We start from the raw sequence: 16,949 nt of genomic DNA, 5'->3' as shown, positions 1-16,949 counted from the left end.
TGTTTCAGGTGATCCATTTTGCTGTTCCCGTATTTCTTCTTGAGCGTATTTCTGCGTCAGGTCTCACCGGCGAGCGCCCGACGCAGGAGGCAGGCTTACTTCAACAGTGCCCAGTTGCCGTTTTTAACCGTGATCATCTCAAGGCCTCGCTCGTCGAAACCGCTGTGGTCGGCTGGCGTCATGTTGTAAATGCCTTGTGCGCCCGGCAATTCCTTCACATTCTCCAGCGCGTCCCGCAGCGCTACGCGAAAGCCCGGCGTTCCCGGTTCGCCGCTCTTCAGCGCGACTGGGATCGCTCGTTCGAGAAGCAGTCCGGCATCGAGAACATTGGCGCCGAAGGTCGCGGGTTTGGAGCCGTAGAGCTTTTCATAGGCAGCGACATAATCGACCGCGACCTTTTTTGAAGGATTGGAGTCCGGCATTTCATCTAGGACCAGCATGAGACTGGCCGCCAGGATCGTACCTTCCACCTTCTTGCCGCCCAGCTTGAGAAAATCGGGAAGTGCCGCACCGTGGGTCTGATAGATTTTGCCGCGATAACCCTGATCGTAGAGGGTTGTCTGTGGCAGGACTGATGAACTGCCCGGTGCCGCGATCAGAACCGCCTCGGGAGCTGATGCGAGAATTTTCAGGCTCTGCGCGGTAAGTGAAGTATCTTGGCGCTGGAAACGCTCCGCAGCGACGACCTTTATGCCAAACTTTCCGGCTTCGGCGGTAAAGACCTTCTGCCAGTTGTCTCCAAACGCGTCGGCGGTGCCGATGAACCCGACCGTTTTTACGCCGGCCTTGACCATGTTCGCCACCAGCGCCCTAGCCACGAGATCGTCGTTCTGAGTGGTTTTGAAGACCCACTTCTTCTTGTCATCCATTGGCAGGATGACCGCGGCCGTTCCGACAGGCGCCAGCATCGGGACGCCGGACTCGGCTGCGAATGCGATGACGCCCATGGCACTGGGCGAACCAGAAGGGCCGATGATCGCATCGACTTTCTGCTCTTCGATCAACTTCTTGAAGGCGGATACGGCGGCCGTCGGATCACTACCGTCATCAAGCGGGATATATTCGATGGTTTGGCCTGCCGCAGATTTGGGCAGTAGAGGAACAGTGTTCTTCTGCGGGATACCGACCAGCGCGATCGGCCCGGTGGAGGATGTGACAACGCCGACTTTGATCTGGGCGTCTGCGGCGCCAGCCCAGAGGGTAGCGACCATCAACGACATCATCAGGCGTTTCGACAGGGGGGTGACTTTTAGCTTTAAGGAGGCAGTGACGTGTGGCATGTGTTCTTGATCCTCTGGTTGGTCGTTTTTTAGTTTTCTAGATGGCAATCAAGCCTGAGACCGCGGTTTCGGCCCAGGATTGTTCGTATTGTTTGCTCCGTGAGAGCAGGTGATGTATCCGATCTGCCAAAAGTGAAGGCATAAGCGTACATGCAGACAAAAACCGATCCCGACGCCCTTGGACAGATTGAACCCGCATTTCACAAGAGCGAATGGCCGTACTACTGGATCACACGCGTCAATGCCCGCTACGTCCTTGCTGTCGAGAAGGCCTTGCGTCCGATCGGTCTCGATGTGCCGCGTTGGCGCGTCCTGTCGTCGCTCACGGAGGATGCTTATCTCAGTATTTCCGAGATATCGGATTTCTGCATCATCCGATTGAACACCACCACTAAAATTATCCAGCGCATGACGACGGACGGGCTGGTCACTGTCCGAAGCCGGAAGGCCGATGCGCGGGTGACGGAGGTAACGTTGACTGAAGAGGGACGCGCGCAGGCCCGTCGCGCCCGCGTTCTGGTCGAGGCGGTGTTCCAGCGCTCTTTCGCCGACATTGGCAGCGAGGAGCTTGCGCAGATGAACAGTCTTCTGAAGCGGGTGTTTGATCGGCTTGGCGAGGGCTGAAGCCACGTAAAAACCTTTCGCTGGAGTGCGATTAACCTGTTGCGGCAAGCGGGTGAAATTGGCGGTCGAACCAGATCAAACCCTCGGCCGCGCCGTCCCATATCCGCGTCGCCTGAACCGCGCAGAAAAACACCGAATGCGTTCCAACTTCCTGTCTCGCGGATATCCGGCAATCGAGAGCGACGGTCGCGTCCTCAAGCGCGGGAGCCCCAGTCACCAAAGTCGACCAGCCGGCACCGGCGAAACGGTCCTCAACGGTTTGCCTGGCAAAATCGAGGGAAAGTGCCTGATGACGGGCCGCCAGCACATTGATGCAAAGCGCGCGGTTCTCGACGAAAAACCGGTGAGATCGATTGTCGCGGTTGACGCAGACAAGCACCGTCGGCGGCGTGTCCGTGACGGAACAGACGGCGGAAGCAGTCATGCCGTGGCGCCCCGCCGGACCGTCGGTCGTGATGATGTTGACAGCGGCGCCAAGCCGGCTCATGGCGGAACGGAATAATTTGGCGTCAGTCGGAGCGTCGGTCATCGGCACCTCAGATATCCAGTACGAGACGTGACGTCTTCGCCCGTGAGCAGCACAGCATCATCACCGTTCCGTCCTGCCGCTCATCCTCCGTCAGAAAAGCGTCGCGATGGTCGGGAAGCCCCTCGATAATGTCGGTGAGGCAGGTGCCGCAGATCCCTTCTTCGCACTTGACCTCCACCTTCACCCCCACCCGGGCAAGGGCTTTGACAATGGTTTCGTCCGCGCCGACCTCGACCGTGACGCCGGAGGTCTGCGCAACCACCTCGAAGGCACCACCACTGGTGTCGATATCGGCGCTGAAATATTCGCGGTGGATGTTTTCGTTCGCATGGCCGGCATTCTGTGCCGCGTCAATCACCATATCCATGAAGCCTTGCGGGCCGCAGACATAGATATGCGTCCCGCCATCCGGTTCCGGGATGTCGCGAAGCACATCGAAGCGTTGCGTATCAGGGCCATTGTCGTGATGGCATCTGATTTTCGAGGCAAAACTCCAGCCTTGCAAGTCGGAAAGGAAGGCTGTGCGTTCCGGATCTCTTGTGCAGTAGTGAAGAATGAAATCGGATCCTTTGGCTTCAAGAGTCCAGGCCATCGCGATCATCGGCGTGACGCCGATGCCGCCGCCGATCAGGATGGAGCGACGCGCATCAGGTGCAAGCGGAAAATGATTGCGGGGATGGCTAGCCTCCAGTACGAGGCCTGGCCGGGCGATCCGGTGTAGCGCCTGCGAGCCGCCTCGGCTCGCCGGGTCGTTCAGAATTCCAAGCCGATAGACGCCGTGCTCTGAAGGATCGCCACAGAGCGAGTATTGACGCCAGAGGTCGATGCCCTGTGCGCTATCCTGAATGCGAAGGTCGAGATGCGATCCAGCATCGAAGGGCGGTAACGGCGAACCGTCGGCCGCTGCCAGGGTCAGCCGCATGATATTGCCGCGGTCGTCATGCCGGTCGGTGATCTTCAGTTGAAAGGGGGCGTTGGCCACTGGCCTCTCCTGTCATGGTCAATGTCATCTTGGTGCAACTGTCTCATCGCATGAAAAGCCCGCCATTGACGTCCCAGCATGCGCCGTTGACGAAGGCGGCCGATGGCCCGGCCAATAACGCCACAAGTTCGGCAACGAACTTCGGATCACCGATGCGTCCGACAGGAATGCCCGCAACCAGACCGGCAAGCTTGTCTTCGGGGATCAGCCGATGGACCATCGGCGTGTCCATCGGTCCGGGTGCGATGGCGTTGACGGTGACGCCGAAGGGTGCGAGATCGCGGGCGAAGACTTTGGTCAGGGTGAGGATCGCGCCTTTCGAGGCAGCGTAATGCGCTCCCGTGGCGGTGCCGCCATTCTGGCCGGCGAGCGATGCCATGTTGATGATGCGGCCATAGCCACGCAGCTTGAAATGGCGCCCGAAAACCTGGCTGCCAGCGAAGGTGCCTCCGGCGTTCGTCGCCAGCACGGCGTTGAACTCCTCCGGCAGAATCTCCAGCACGGGCTTTGCGACGGTAACGCTGGCATTGTTGACCAGAACCTCCGCAGACCCCCATCGATCCACGATCTTGTCCAGAACGTCCTGGAATGCGGCTGGATCATTGACATCGAGCGTTGCGGTAACGGCTGTCTCTCCCGCGAGGTCGAGTTCGAGAGCAAGTTTCCCAGCAGCCTCCATATCGATATCGGTGATCACGACGCGAAAACCCGCCGTGTGCAACGCGCGGGCGATGTCGGCGCCGACGCCGGAAGCAGCCCCGGTAATTACAGCGGTCTGAATGACATCCGGTAAAGGTGTGGTCATGAGCTTGCCTCCGCTCAGAGAAGGTAGCTGATGGATGTCAGCACCCCGTCGGAGTTGAGCAGTCGGATGACTTTGTCACGAATTTTCAGCCCGTCATTCGTCACGACTAGCCGGTGGGTGACGTTCGCCGCGAAGACCCGCTGACGTCCGAACTTGTCTTCGACGAGATGCAAGGCGGACCGGATGGTGAGTGTCCCCGGCGCATTCTGTTCGGCTACGAAGCGCGAGATAGTTCGAACGGTTTTCGCCGGCGGCGCTGCCGATATCGAAAACCCGCCCTGCAAGCGCTCGACCCTCAGCTTGCGCATCTGCGCGTCGTCATAGGCAACGTTGAGCGTTGAGGCGAAATCTTCCGTCTCCGGATCGATGGGAATGACGTAGTGGCCATCGCGGTTCCACAATTGAAGCCAGCGGTCATAGTCCGGCTTGTCAAGAATATCGGCTTCCGCCCACAGGAACTCAATCGCCTGCTGCAGGGGAATGACCTGATCGATCTTTGGCATTTCATTCATCCCTGCATCATCCTTTTCCACTGGCGGTAAGCGCCGCGCATGCCGGTCTCGGCGCTGACATCGCCGACCGGCAGACCGTTTTCGCTTGGCTTCTCAATGCCCAAGCCCCTGTTGACCATGACGGGAAGGTCAGGCCCCCCCGCACTGCCGCGCTGGACGCGTTCCCAGACCTCGGCGTCGTCGGGGCTGCCGAAACCCATCGGCCCCTGGAAATGTTCATGGATGCGCAACCTCATGCGGTTGCCCGCCTCGGGGCCGCCATCCATGCCGATGGCAATGTGGCGGATGGCTGTTTCCTTGACGGAGATAGGGCGCAAGATCCGGAAGAACGACAAGGAGCAGGCCGCATTCGGGAAGAGGTTGAGGTTGAAGCCCGTCCCACCGACGGCGCGGACGATCCGGCGGACTTGCGCTTCGTCATAATCGGCGCGCAACTCCTCGGCCAGCTCTTCGAAACGTTCGGGGATCGGAGCATCGAGGTTTTCGTCAAGATCGATCAGTTCCGGCATCATCACCATCACTGAATGGCCGTTGCCGAGATCTTCCACGAAGCCCTCGCCCTCGAGGAATGAGAACTGCTTTTCCGCTTCCGCGTCCAGAGACTGCAGGAATGACTTATGCACCACCGGAAAGTGATAGGCGTCCGTGGTGTTCTCGAGCTGGATCTTCCAGTTTCCGGGGAAGCGGAATTGATGCTCACCATTGACTTTGACGGGAAAGCCCCCGCCCTGCTTCATGAAAAGATCGATCCATTTTCGGGCGTTTCCTAGAAAATCCTCGAGCGGTTCGACATCCATGTTGAAACTCGCGAAGATCATGCCGTTATAGATGCCGACCTTCAACCTCTTCAGGCCGTAGCTGGATTTATCGAAGTCGTCGGCATAGCCTTCGGTGTAAGGGACGCCGCGCAAGGAGCCGTCGAGCGCGTATCCCCAACCGTGATAGGGGCATTGGAACGACGACGTCTTGCCTCGTTTGATTTCGCAAACCGTTGCGGCACGATGCCGACACCGATTGACCATCACATGGACGTCACCCTTGCGGTCCCGGCTGACGATGACGGGCTGGGTGCCAACATAGCTCAGCGTGAATGATCCCTTGTCGGGCACTTCGGATATATGGGCCACCCAGACCCATGTCCGACTGAATATCTTGTCCATCTCGGCCTCGAAAATGGCCGGGTCTTCATACATTGGCGTATCGACGTGGTCGGGCTTGACGAGTCCGGACCAGTCAGGGCTGGTATTCAAAATGTCGAGCATCAGGACGGTTCCTTGTATGTGGCGGCGACCGTGAAGGGAGCGGCGGCGGTCAGCGGTTTCGGAATAGGCACGTTCTGGTCCCAGGAGGAAACGGGTCTGGCATAGAGGTTGGTCGTGTGAAAATGCGCCATGCGCCATCGATCCTCCTCAAAGGCAAAACCGATCTGCAGTCGGGCTGCCATCAGGTAGCTCTCGCCATTCGCGAAGGTCGGCGTCTGTAACATCATCCACCGGCCTGTCGCGGTGCGGTCGCTCAAAACCCGTATTGCCTCTGAGCCGAGGAAATGCGCATTCATGGCAAAGTGCGGTGGCGTCGTGCAAAAGCGCGACAACCAGGCGATGATCGCCTCGCGCCCTTCGTGACTGCCGAAGTCCTTGCCGTAGCGTCCGCCTCCGCCCATCCAAACCGCATCGCGGGTGAAAAGGGCACCGAGCGGGGCAAGGTCCGTCGTCTCGTCCATGCGGTCGCAAATGTCCATATAGTCGGACAGGCAGGCCCTGATCGCGCTCTCCGCTTCCAGAAGCCCGAGGCGACGGGCAATTGCATCCTGAACAGACGTCACAGCGCGGGAATCTCCAGAACGCGGCCCATCCGGGCTTCGACCCGCAGGTACTTCCACAGCCGGTGTTCGCCCACTTCGATGGTCCGGAAGAGATTGCAGGCCGCCCGCACGGTTTCCCGGTCCGGACAGTCGGCGAGGATATAGCATGTCCATGGCCAGCCGTTCGGGGAGGTCCCGACCATGGTTTCGTCATCGTCAAGGGTGCCGAGAATGGTGACACCCGGAAGGTTGGCGATGCCCGACAGCATTTTGCCGGTTGCTTTCCAAACGACCCCGATATCGGCGGAGGGCAGATCGAAGAAATTCTGGAGCACGGCGATGCAGAAGAGAGTGCGGATCGGCTTTTCGGTCATAGGATGTCCTCTCGGTCAGGGGCGGAGATTAAGGATAGCCCGGCATTGTCGGCTGGTTCAGCAATGCGGCGCCGGCCGCAGTCCAGGTGCCTTCAGCCATGAAGGCATGCTGGGCGACGGCGGCGGTATCCATCATGGTTCGAGACAGGATGTGACCCTTGGCGATAGCGCCGGTTCCGCCCATGTAGAAGGCGGCGCGCGCCACATCCGCACCCCCATGCGCGGCCTGGGTTGCGACGAGGCGCAGACGCGTATGCAGGTCTCGGTCAATGCTGTCCCCACGCAAGAGACATTGCCACGCCTCGTCGATCGTATCGTAGAAGACGGATCGCAACGCCCTCAGCGTCGCCTCGCTGCGGGCAAAGTCTGCCTGCAACCATGGGCGCGCCGCTGTCGTTGGGCCTCCGGTGATCGACACTCTGCCGGCATCAGCGCGTATATGATCGAGTGCTTCACGCGCCGCGCCAAGGGAAACGACGGCCAACACCTGGGCCGCGAGCGCCATGGCGGGGTAGCGAAATGCGGGCGCGTCCTGGCGTGACGGGCCGCCGCGCACGAAAGTCCAGTCTTCAGGAACATGGACGTCTTCAGCGACGATATCGTGGCTGCCGGTGCCCGCCAGACCGGTGGTTTTCCAGGTCTGCTCGATGCGGACGGCTGCGCGCGGCATGATCGCCATGCGTGGGAGGGCCGCCTCCGCACCGTCCGCAAGAGTGACCCCGGCTCCGATGAGCGAGGCGCCCATGCAGCCAGAGCAGTATTTCCACCGTCCGCTGACCGACAGGCCGCCATCGATGCGCCTGGCAGGCTGCGGAGGAAACAAAGCCCCGGCAAATACGCTGTCTGGATCGGCGGCATAGATGGCACGAAAGGTCTCCGGCGGAAGGGCGGAGAGATAGGTTGCGGAGACCCCGAAGCTTGCCACCCAGCCTGTGGAGGCGTCGGCTTGGGACAGCGTCTCGATGAGGGCACAAAACTCGGCAGGGCTCAGGGCGTCGCCGCCAAGCTCCTTCGGCACGAAAGCGCGGTAACAGCCGATTGCCTGCAATTTCTCCACCATGTCGAGCGGGATATGGCCGAGGGCTTCGAATTCGTGACGGCGGGCGCGAATTTCATCGAGCGTGGCTGCAAGCGTCACCGGTTTAACAGGATTTGGCGAAGAGACCTGATCCATCACTCGATCACCTTCTCTGTGTTGCGTCCTTCGATGCGCTCCTCAAGCCATTCGGCAATGGCACACAGCAGCGTGTCCATTCCCTTTGCGCCAATGAGTTGAAATCCTGCCGGAAGGTTCTGCGTCGTTCGAAGCGGCGCGGTAAGCGCCGGATGGCCGGAAAGATTGAATGGCCGGATCAACCGGGTCAGCGGCAGCACGGCTGCCGGATCCTGTGCTTCTGCAAGTGTCGGCGGTACGACCGGCATGGCCGGCAATATGAGTGCATCGACCCCAGCCAGCGCTGCATCGACCGCAGCAGTGAAAGTGGCCCGCACGGCTTCTGCGTTGGCGAGCGCCTCATCCGTCGTTTTCGCAGCGTTAAGGATTCGGTTGCGGACATCCTCTCCCATCGGTGCTGTGCTGCGCGCCAGATCGCCGAATGCGTTGGCTGTTTCGCGATTGATAACGGTAATGGCTGCGTCGTAGGCGGCGGATAGTCCTTCCAGTTCAATTTCCTCCGGCGTCAGTCCGGCGGCAGCGAGTGCAACATCCATCGCGGCTTCTATCGCAGGATCCACGATGCCCGTTCTCACGCGCTTGAGAACGGGAGGGCGCGATAGATGTTGCGCGGTGAACGTGCGGTCCATCGCGCTCATGGCGCGGGTCAACATTGTTGCATTGGCAGCAAAAGGGCCGATACAATCGAGTGAGCTTTCGGCGGGCTCGGCACCTGCTCGGCTCACTCGGCCAAAAGTGGGTTTGAAGCCGTAAACCCCGCAGCAGCAGGCGGGTTGACGGATCGAGCCTCCTGTATCGGTGCCGATTGCAAAATCGCAAAGACCTGCGGCTACGGCCACGGCCGAACCGGAAGACGATCCGCCGGGTATCCTGTCCGGCCATCGGGGGTTGACAGGCGTGCCGAGGTAGCGGTTCACGCCTGTCATGCCGAAGGCAAGTTCATGCATGTTGGCGCGTCCGACAATGCGGCAACCCGCCTCCAGAACCGAGAGCACCACGGCTGCGTGATCGGGGGAAATAGGCGCCCCGGCAAGCGCTTCGGAACCGCTCCTCGTCGGGTGGCCGGCAATCGCGATGCATTCCTTCACCACAACTGTCGGTCCATTCCCACCGAGATCCAACGGGACGGTGATGGCGAAGCCCTGCGGGCGGCTTGCTTCGGCGGGTGTCGCTAATGGTCGCGGAGCGTCTTGCATGATGTCCAGCTTTCTTCAATTTACGTGAATGTTACTGTAAATCCGGACCGAGTCAATTTCGAATCTAGAATTTATTGTTTATTTTCAGATACTTAAATAGTTTTTCAACGGCACAGAGAGCCTGTCGCACCGAAGACGTCCGGCACGGTTAAATCGCGACAAATGCGATGCCGTCAGTGCGCCGGACGGTCGCGTTTCATCTTTCGGACCATGGCGTCGAACAGCAACTGGGCAAAGCTTGCTTTTTCGATCAAACGCTGCGCGTCCGTTGCGCATTTTTCCATGATGGCCGGGGGCAGGGATGTGTTCGCGCCAGGCAGCGCGTTGGCTGCGCATTGGATCTCTGCTGCACGCTGAACGGTCCAGAGCAACATGAAGGTCGTGGGAATGTCGGCCTCTGCCACCGCAATGCCGTGATTGCGCAGCACCAGAACATTTTTATCGCCAAGGCTGGCCAGCATGCGTTCCCGTTCATCATCGTAGAGCGTGATGCCCTCGAATGCATGATAGGCGACGCGTCCGTAGAGCTGGGCGCCATAGAAACTGTCGTGTTCGAAGCCGCTTTCCTTCAGCGTAATTGCCGATATAGGCGTGGTGTGCGTATGTGCGACGCAACCGACATCCGGGCGATGTTGGTGAATCACGCCATGCAACGCAAATCCAGCGGGATTGGCCTTATAGCCGTTATCCTCAACGAGTTTGCCGTCCACGCCGACCTTGACGAGATTGTCCGGCGTCACCTCGTCATAGTGAAGCCCGAAAGGATTGACGAGGTAAACGTGATCCGGTCCGGGTATCCGGACCGAAATATGGTTGAAGATGAGTTCGGTCCAGCCGAGATAGCTGACCAAGTGGTAGAAGTCGGCAAGTTGCACGCGCAGTTCGGCTTCGGTCTTGCCGTTAAGCAATTCGGGAAAGGGGGCGTTCATGCGGTTCTCCTAACGTCTGTGAAGAGTGGCAGCCCGGCGCTACATGTCGCAGCAGATGGACAATATTGCGGGTAAGTGGCATTGCCACGCCGGCTTCTGCGGCTAGATCGAGAGGCGCCTGACAGATCGAGCCGGTTTCCAGAGGTCTGCCAGCGCGGGCGTCCTGAAGCATGGATGTCGGAAAATCGCCGGCCAGACGCAGTTTGGTACGAAACTCTTCGTAGCCGGGGACCTCCGCGCCCCACGCATGCGCCGTCGCCTTCACTTCATCGGCAATCGCCCGGGCGACACTCATTAAGGCTGGATCTTGCGATATCTGGGCAACCGACGCGCCGGTGAGCGCGGAAAGTGGGTTGGTGGCGAGGTTGAGTGTCAACTTTTGCCAGATAGATTCCCGAATGGTGGGGGTTAGCGTCGTTTTCACCCCTGCACATTCAAGGAGTGTGGCGACACGCTTGTGTGTGTTCGTGATGGGGCCTGTGGCCGGCCCGATAACCAGTTGGTGCGAGCTATGCGCCGTAACCATTCCCTCGGCGTCCAATTCGGCGGTCATGTAAACCACGCAGCCGAGGATCTGTCGGGAGTCCAGCATGCTCAGCAGCCGCCCGTCCGGATCGACGGCGGATACGGCGCGTGGTTGCGCCGTGTCGGCGAAGTACCACCAGGGGATACCATTGACGAGCGGAATGACCACAGTTTCTGCCGTGACATATGGCAGGTCTTCCGTCAGCGCATCGGCGATGGCATGACCCTTGACGCAAAGAAATAAGATATCGACCGGTCGGATCGCGCGCTCGGCGACGGCGGCCGGAAACACATCGATCCGCCCCGTCAAATCCGTCAGCGAAAGCCCGTTTTTACGCAACTGTCCCAAGCGGGTGCCTCGGGCGATGAGTGTTACCGACACCTCTGGCGGTAGATCTGCTGCCGTTAGGCGCGCGGCGAGCGCTGACCCGACGGCGCCTGCGCCGTGAATGGCAATGGAGAGTGGTCGTGTCATATCGGTCCCTCCACGTTTTTGCGTGAATATTACCATAATTTGCTGAGTACTCTTTAGGCAAGAAAATTTTCGATCATAAAATGGGCAGAAATTGCCATCCTTCTTTATCGAGGTAGGCTGACGCCCATTGTTTTCCGGGTCGCGTCACAGCGAGCGATCAGGGCGTGTCAGGCCGCAACGCCGTACCGCTTGAGTGTCCGGACCGCTACCACCCTCAGAATGCGGTCGAATACAAAACCGAGCAGCCCCAGGACGATGATGCCCGCGAACACCCAGTCCGTGCGCGCATAGTTGCGTGCGTTCCAGATCAGGGCACCGAGGCCCTCCTGCGCGGCCACGATCTCGGCAACGATGATGGTCAGGAAGGAATTGCCCATGGCGATGCGCGCCCCGGTGAAGATGTAGGGTATGGCTGAGGGGACGATGATGGTCGTGAGCGTTGCAAGAGGACCTGCACCGAGGGAGGCGGCGGCGCGCAGGCGAAGCTCCGAGGTCGCAAGCGTCCCGGCAAGTGTGTTCATCGTTACGGCAAAGACGGTCGCGTAGAAGATCAGCGCGATCTTCGATGCCTCGCCTGGGCCCAGCCATATCACCGCAAGGGTGACGAAGGCCGTGGGCGGCACGAAGCGGAAAAACTCGATGTAAGGGTCGAAAACCTGGCGTATGACCTTGAAATACCCCATCAACATGCCGATTGGCACACCGACGATAACGCCTGTGATCCAGCCTATGAAGATGCGCCTGGCGGAAACTACGATCGAGGCCGGCAGCGTTCCGTCGCTCCAAAGGGACATCAACGCTTCCGCCGTCGCCAGTGGCGAAGGAAGGAAGAGTGGTGAGCTGAAGGTGCTGGCGATCTGCCAGAGGATGACACCGCCTGCAATCGAGGCTGCGAACGCACCATATCGACTGACAAGCGATCGAAGCAGGCGGCGCACTATTTGGCTAACGGTTCCGCTCCGGTGCGTCTGAATGGAGGCGCTGTTGTCGATACTCATGCAGCCCGTTCTCCAGCGGTTTCGTTGCCCATGGCGCGATCCACCTCGTTGGCTATGGTGTTGCGCAAGTCGCGTTGAAGTTGCACGCATTCGGGATCTGTCAGGTCACGGGGGTGGGCGAGTGCGACGGGCGTTATGCTTTTGATGCCGGCTGCCGGGCCTGCGGTCATCGTTACGACCCGGTCGGCGAGAAGAACCGCTTCGGAAATATCGTGGGTGACGAAAACAAATGTGGTTCTCGTCGCGTTCCAGATACGCTGGACTTCCCGCTGCAAGACTTCGCGCGTCTGCGCATCAAGCGCTCCGAAAGGCTCGTCCATCAGAACGACCTGCGGTTCATTGGCCAGGACACGGGCAATCTGCACCCGCTGGCGCATACCGCCGGACAATTGTGAGGGGAACTGCGTGGCCGCATGGGATAGTCCGACAAGGCGAAGAAAGCGGTCTGCCGTCCTGCGACAGTCACTCTTCGGAACGCCTTTCAGTCGAAGGCCGTACTCGACATTCTCTTCCACCGTCAGCCACGGAAACAGCGCCTCCGTGCTCTGAAAGACGACGCCGCGGTCGGGGCCGGGGCCGGATACCTTTTTGCCGCCGACCTCAAGGCGGCCAATGACGTCGATAAAGCCAGCAATCGCATTGAGGATCGTCGACTTGCCGCAGCCGGAGGGTCCAAGAAGGCAAATAAATTCACCGGCCTTTATCGAGAGATTGATGTCCGCGACGATTTTACGGCCGGGTACGTCGATATCGAGGTGCTCGATGAGGATTGAGGCGCCGTGCATCTCACTTCGTCCCGGACGTATCGACGGGGACGGCAGCGGCGACATCGAGTAGCTTGTCTGTCATTTTGTTTTCGGCAAGAAAAGTGGCGATATTCTTGTAGCCCTCAATGTCCTGCGGGGTGAATTTCCGGACGGACCAGTCATACATTTTCAGCGTGGTCGCGGTTTGGTCGACAGGTAGGCGTGTCTGCGCATTGATATCCTTGGCTGCAGCCTCTGGATCGGCGGCGATGATCTTTGCCGCCTCCGACAATACCTCCACCAAGCGATTTGCCTCGTCCTTGTGGGTCTCGTACCATGCGGCGTTGGCAGTGATCCACATATGGGATTGATAGCCAGCGTCCACGCTGGTCATCAAAATCTTGCCGCCCTGCTGGACCCCCAAGCTGGCAAGAGGTTCCCAGACAAAGTAACCGTCTATGTCACCACGCGCCAGCAACGCTGGCAATTCTGGCGGGCCGGAGCGAACGAACGTTACGCCCGTAGCGTCGACGCCAAATTTCTTAAGAGCGGCGCGTGCGGCGTATTCGCTGACTGACCCGGCCACGATTCCGAATTTCTTGATATCGTTGATGGACTGCACCTTGGATGACACGGTGAGTTTGATGGAATTGATGGATCGCTGGCCGATGGCCAAAGGCTTCAGAGGTCCACGCGCCATGCGGATCATGGTGGTCATATCGGCAGCGCTGGTAATATTGACGAGCCCTGTCAACGCGGCATCGACGCCTTCACCACCCTGCGTGAACCGCACAAGCTCCACATCCAGTCCAGCCTTCTTGAACAGTCCACGCTCGGCCGCAACGAAATACTCGCCGTGAGCGGGATCGACGCCCAGCCCTATGCGGATCGTCTCGGCGACCGCCGGCATTGCAATCGAAAGGTTTATCACGGCGACGACGGCGGTCATTTTGGCAAGAGAGAAGGAAAAGCCAAACATCAAGCGACTCCTGATAAGAGTGAGAGAAATCCGAATAGCTCCTGCGTGAACCGATACCTTCCACTCGGCCGGAAAACCGATCACAAGAAGAGGTGAGACCCGGCAGGCTTGAAAATGAATATGATTATTTTTTATGCGACCAATAGTATCGCACTCTTTTTAATCTTCTAGCCGCAAGATATCCAATTTGGACAATATGAGGATTGACGAATTTCGAGTAAAATTTGCCGCCCCTCCAGGGCGCGGCTGTCGAGGTCAATGCCTGGCCGCACGATGAATCGCGGTCGGCCGGTTCAGCGGTTTTGCCAAATTCTTTTGGTGCATGGTTGGGTTCAAGAATGAAGTACGATTTGCAAATGGTAGCAGTACGTTGTCGCGTTGTTGGTGAACAGTAATGGCTAATTGGTCGTTATTCATCGATCGTTGGCTATAAGAACCATCGTTTCGCACGGCAGATCATTACTTAAGCAGTGTGGTTGTATTTCTTTCCGCTGAGCGCGCGGTTGGTCGAGGAACTACTTTGGAAGTGCGGCATCATGAACGGCCCATCGGCCCCCGTGGAGCTGCCCCATAAACCCGGAAAATTCCAGTTCCCGCTCGCGCAAAATCGGGCCACCCGTCACCGACCGCCATCTTCCAGCGGATTTGAAATCAACGTAGCCCAATACGCTGTACCATCCATATGGACGGATCCGGTTGATCATCGCTTTGCGGCACCCTACAGTACCCGCGCCCTATGTTTACCAATTTCTCCTATTTTACGGGGGGCGGGCAGTCTCGTAGACGCGGAAAAAGACGATGCGAACTTCTTCTAAGAGGCGAAGCCTACTAGATTTGACATTTCATGTTCGCAACATCGCTTTTCACCTCCCACCACAACTGACACTAGCGCGCCAGTTTATAATTATGGGATTGCTCGTGGTTACGGGTGGGATGCTCGCAATTGGCTTATGGGTCACATCCCACATCGAGACTGCCCTTGTTCAAGAGAGGGCGGGAGAGACCGCGCTTTTCGTGGACAGCATCGTTTCGCCGCTGGTACAGGAGTTGGGCCAATCGAGTGTTCTCAGCGAGCAGTCGCAGCGCCGTCTTCTCGACATGATCCAGAAGGGGCCTTTGGCAAAGGAACTCTTTTCGTTCAAAATCTGGCGGCCTGACGGGACAGTCGTTTTCAGCAGCGATCCAAATTTGATCGGTCAGCATTTTGCCCCTGGACAAGGGCTGAAGGCAGCCTTGGCAGGGCAGGTGGATGCATCCTTCACCACGTTAAGCGGGCAGGAACATTCGCTGGAGCGGAAAAGCGGGTATCCATTGATCGAAGTTTACAGCCCGATCCATGAGACTGGAACGGGCAAGATCATAGGGGTGGCGGAACTTTACGAATTCTCCGCCGACATCCTTGCTGAACTTCAAAAGGTTCTCTTCCAAAGTTGGCTTGTCGTGGCTGCTGTGACGATCTGCATGCTCATGCTTCTTTACGGTATTGTCGCACGCGGCAGCGTGCAAATCGAACGCCAGAAGCGTGCCTTGGACGATCAGGTGGAAGAGCTTGCCAATATGGTGACCGCAAACATTGCTTTGCGGCAGCACATTGACGCTGCATCGCAAAATGCCGCCGCGCTGAATGAGCGTTACCTGCGCCGCATTTCAGCCGAGCTCCATGACGGGCCTGCGCAGATGCTTGGCTTTGCCACCATGCGGCTGAAAGCGACCGAGCAGGGGAAAGCCCGGGAGGATGATCACAATCTGATCCAGCGGGCAGTCGCCGACGCATTACAAGAGATCAGAAACATTTGCCGAGGCTTGCGTTTGCCGGAGCTGGAGGAGCTCTCCGCAGACGAGGTCGTGAAGCGCGCAATCCAATCTCACGAGTTCTATTCGGGAAGCCACATCAATGCCGATTTGGCCCGCATCGGTGTCCAATCGGTTGCGGAGAAGATCTGCATATACCGTTTCCTTCAGGAAACATTGAGCAACGCCGCACGGCATGCCCAAGCCTCTCGCGTCGATGTCATAACGCGCCAGAAGGACGGTTATACGGCGATTACGGTCAAGGATGACGGCATCGGTTTTTCTCCCGACGCTTCCACAGTTGGGCTCGGACTCGTGGGTCTAAGGGAGCGCGTCGCAAGCCTCGGTGGTACTATGGAGGTCCACATGCAGCCGGAAGGTGGGGCGTCGGTCCATATGAGGCTGAAGATGCGGGAGAAGCGATGAGCGAAAGCAAGTTGAACATTGTCATCATCGACGATCACCCCATTTTTCGAATGGGATTGGTCCGCAGTCTTGAGGACGAGCCCGGAATGACAATCGTCGCGGAGGGCGCCAGCTCCGACGAAGCCCTATTGCTCTTTATCCGACACAGGCCCGACATCGTTCTGCTCGATCTCTCCATGCCCGGCGGTGGACACGCGGCAATCTCCGCCATCCTTGCCGAGGATGCGGAAGCCATTATCGTCGTCCTGACCGCGTCGGAACAGCAGGGGGATATTGTCGAAGCAATTGAGGCAGGCGCGCGCGCCTATGTGCTTAAGGGCGTCGAGTCATCGGAATTGGTAAGGATCATGAGGGACGTGTTCGAGGGCAAGACATATGTCTCTCCACCCTTGGCTTCCCGGATGTCGAGGTCTTTCGACGGCGACAGAGTAAAAACGCCATCCAGACACGAAACACACGACCGGCATGCAATGTCCGACCTCACCGCAAGGGAGGAGCAGATTCTCGTTTTGGTGGCGGATGGCAACAGTAACAAGGAGGTGGCTCGCCTGTTGAATTTGCAGGAGAAATCCATCAAGCATGTCATGACGCGTGTCCTGCGCAAGCTCCATGCGCGCAACCGCACGGAAGCCGCTAAATATTGGCGGGACGCGCACTCGAAAGATTGAGCGACGCGAACAGCGGTTGCCTCGCAATACGGACTTTAGTCCGCATGGATATCCATTCTCAGGCGATATAAGTGGAGTTTTAGTGAATAGTTTTCGTCGTGCAGAGTGTTCGACGGTATTCAAAAACTGGAA

General features: G+C 58.6%; 18 protein-coding genes. 3 read left to right on the top strand and 15 right to left on the bottom strand.

Annotated features, from left to right (window positions below):
- Window positions 1-95: 95 nt before the first annotated feature.
- Entirely contained in the window at window positions 96-1,280 is a 1,185-nt protein-coding gene (locus QE408_RS04220; RefSeq protein WP_306928813.1) for an ABC transporter substrate-binding protein, read from the bottom strand.
- 150 nt (window positions 1,281-1,430) lie between these two features.
- Between QE408_RS04220 and QE408_RS04215 the strand changes: the two genes are divergently transcribed.
- Window positions 1,431-1,904, top strand: coding sequence for a MarR family winged helix-turn-helix transcriptional regulator (locus QE408_RS04215; RefSeq protein ID WP_306928811.1), 474 nt, complete (start codon window positions 1,431-1,433; stop codon window positions 1,902-1,904).
- Between the two features lie 31 nt (window positions 1,905-1,935).
- Here the strand turns inward: QE408_RS04215 and QE408_RS04210 are convergent, their stop codons facing one another.
- The 14 genes from QE408_RS04210 to QE408_RS04145 all read right to left on the bottom strand — a co-directional run bounded on the left by QE408_RS04210 (window position 1,936) and on the right by QE408_RS04145 (window position 13,932).
- Window positions 1,936-2,433 (bottom strand): flavin reductase, encoded by a 498-nt coding sequence (locus QE408_RS04210; RefSeq protein ID WP_306928809.1) that lies wholly within the window; start codon window positions 2,431-2,433, stop codon window positions 1,936-1,938.
- 7 nt (window positions 2,434-2,440) lie between these two features.
- Window positions 2,441-3,415, bottom strand: coding sequence for a PDR/VanB family oxidoreductase (locus QE408_RS04205; protein WP_306928807.1), 975 nt, complete (start codon window positions 3,413-3,415; stop codon window positions 2,441-2,443).
- Window positions 3,416-3,458: 43 nt separating this feature from the next.
- The gene (locus QE408_RS04200) at window positions 3,459-4,220 is read right to left on the bottom strand and encodes an SDR family NAD(P)-dependent oxidoreductase (protein WP_306928805.1); all 762 of its coding nucleotides are present in this window, start codon (window positions 4,218-4,220) and stop codon (window positions 3,459-3,461) included.
- 14 nt (window positions 4,221-4,234) lie between these two features.
- Window positions 4,235-4,732, bottom strand: coding sequence for an aromatic-ring-hydroxylating dioxygenase subunit beta (locus QE408_RS04195; protein ID WP_306928803.1), 498 nt, complete (start codon window positions 4,730-4,732; stop codon window positions 4,235-4,237).
- Entirely contained in the window at window positions 4,729-5,994 is a 1,266-nt protein-coding gene (locus QE408_RS04190) for an aromatic ring-hydroxylating oxygenase subunit alpha (RefSeq protein ID WP_306928802.1), read from the bottom strand. The genes QE408_RS04195 and QE408_RS04190 overlap by 4 nt, the downstream gene beginning before the upstream one ends.
- Window positions 5,994-6,557 (bottom strand): nuclear transport factor 2 family protein, encoded by a 564-nt coding sequence (locus QE408_RS04185; protein ID WP_306928801.1) that lies wholly within the window; start codon window positions 6,555-6,557, stop codon window positions 5,994-5,996. The genes QE408_RS04190 and QE408_RS04185 overlap by 1 nt, the downstream gene beginning before the upstream one ends.
- A complete protein-coding gene (locus tag QE408_RS04180) occupies window positions 6,554-6,910 on the bottom strand; it encodes a hypothetical protein (RefSeq protein WP_306928799.1) in 357 nt (118 codons plus the stop codon). The genes QE408_RS04185 and QE408_RS04180 overlap by 4 nt, the downstream gene beginning before the upstream one ends.
- Window positions 6,911-6,938: 28 nt before the next feature.
- Window positions 6,939-8,084: an acyl-CoA dehydrogenase family protein gene (locus QE408_RS04175; protein ID WP_306928797.1), complete on the bottom strand. Its 1,146-nt coding sequence runs from the start codon at window positions 8,082-8,084 to the stop codon at window positions 6,939-6,941.
- Window positions 8,084-9,280 (bottom strand): amidase, encoded by a 1,197-nt coding sequence (locus QE408_RS04170; RefSeq protein WP_306928796.1) that lies wholly within the window; start codon window positions 9,278-9,280, stop codon window positions 8,084-8,086. The genes QE408_RS04175 and QE408_RS04170 overlap by 1 nt, the downstream gene beginning before the upstream one ends.
- Before the next feature lie 173 nt (window positions 9,281-9,453).
- Complete coding sequence (locus QE408_RS04165; protein WP_306928794.1) at window positions 9,454-10,209, bottom strand: class II aldolase/adducin family protein; 756 nt, start codon at window positions 10,207-10,209, stop codon at window positions 9,454-9,456.
- Window positions 10,181-11,209, bottom strand: coding sequence for a ketopantoate reductase family protein (locus QE408_RS04160; RefSeq protein ID WP_306928793.1), 1,029 nt, complete (start codon window positions 11,207-11,209; stop codon window positions 10,181-10,183). Before QE408_RS04160 ends, QE408_RS04165 begins: the two co-directional genes overlap by 29 nt.
- Before the next feature lie 167 nt (window positions 11,210-11,376).
- Window positions 11,377-12,207 carry an ABC transporter permease gene (locus tag QE408_RS04155; protein WP_306928791.1) on the bottom strand — a complete coding sequence of 277 codons (831 nt, stop codon included), beginning with the start codon at window positions 12,205-12,207 and terminating at the stop codon, window positions 11,377-11,379.
- The gene (locus QE408_RS04150; RefSeq protein ID WP_306928789.1) at window positions 12,204-12,992 is read right to left on the bottom strand and encodes an ABC transporter ATP-binding protein; all 789 of its coding nucleotides are present in this window, start codon (window positions 12,990-12,992) and stop codon (window positions 12,204-12,206) included. The genes QE408_RS04155 and QE408_RS04150 overlap by 4 nt, the downstream gene beginning before the upstream one ends.
- A gap of 1 nt (window position 12,993) precedes the next feature.
- A complete protein-coding gene (locus QE408_RS04145; RefSeq protein WP_306928787.1) occupies window positions 12,994-13,932 on the bottom strand; it encodes an ABC transporter substrate-binding protein in 939 nt (312 codons plus the stop codon).
- Between the two features lie 1,014 nt (window positions 13,933-14,946).
- On the opposite strand from QE408_RS04145, the gene QE408_RS04140 reads away from it, so the two are divergent.
- Complete coding sequence (locus QE408_RS04140; RefSeq protein ID WP_306928785.1) at window positions 14,947-16,149, top strand: sensor histidine kinase; 1,203 nt, start codon at window positions 14,947-14,949, stop codon at window positions 16,147-16,149.
- Window positions 16,146-16,817, top strand: coding sequence for a response regulator (locus QE408_RS04135; RefSeq protein ID WP_306928783.1), 672 nt, complete (start codon window positions 16,146-16,148; stop codon window positions 16,815-16,817). The genes QE408_RS04140 and QE408_RS04135 overlap by 4 nt, the downstream gene beginning before the upstream one ends.
- Window positions 16,818-16,949 lie beyond the last annotated feature (132 nt).

It is taken from the genome of Agrobacterium larrymoorei (genome assembly GCF_030819275.1).
GTDB lineage: Bacteria > Pseudomonadota > Alphaproteobacteria > Rhizobiales > Rhizobiaceae > Agrobacterium > Agrobacterium larrymoorei_B.
This window is presented reverse-complemented; position numbering and strand designations above follow the sequence as displayed.